The sequence below is a fragment of the Alcanivorax sp. HI0083 genome (assembly GCF_001635175.1).
Genome location: NZ_LWFX01000611.1, coordinates 1 through 702 on the forward strand (window position 1 = coordinate 1; position 702 = coordinate 702).

Genomic DNA, 702 nt, shown 5'->3' on the forward strand with positions numbered 1-702 from the left:
GGCAGGGCATCGTACCGAGCAAGGCGGCCACCATGGCCAGCATCGCCTGCGATTTGATGATGGAACGGTTGCTGAAACCGGAGGATGTGTTCAACAAGCTGGACCCCCACCGGGTAGCGGAGGAAATTCGTGATCCGCTGATTCAGTCGGTGGAAGACATCACCCGGGAAGTGGCGGCGGAATACCAGCCGGGCCTGTGGGAAGCGGCACCGGAATCGGTGAAGCGGCTGATTATCCAGCGGATCCAGAACGAAGCGCCGCACATGGTCGAGCAGATCATGGAGGACATCAAAAGCAATATTACCCGGGTGTTTGACCTTAAGGATCTGGTAATCAACGCGTTGGTGCGCGACAAGGAATTGCTCAACCGGGTGTTTCTGGAAGCCGGCCATGTGGAATTCAAGTTCATCCGTAATTCCGGCATCTATTTCGGTTTTGCCATCGGCATCGTGCAGGCGGTGGTGTGGGCTTTTACCCACAACATCTGGGTGATTCCCCTGTTCGGGCTCTTCACCGGCTGGTTCACCGACTGGCTGGCGCTGAAAATGATCTTCAACCCGAAACAACCGGTGCGTTACCTGGGGTTGTTCGAATGGCAGGGCCTGTTCCTGAAACGGCGCAAACAGGTTGCTGCTCGTTACGGTGAGCTGGTTGCCAGTGAAATTGTTACCCCTGCAGCGGTGATCGAAGCCATTCTTAAAG

At 56.0% G+C, this 702-nt stretch carries 1 pseudogene; it reads left to right on the top strand.

Annotated features, from left to right (window positions below):
- Nucleotides 1-702: pseudogene (locus tag A3754_RS06160) on the top strand (DUF445 domain-containing protein); the annotation flags it as partial.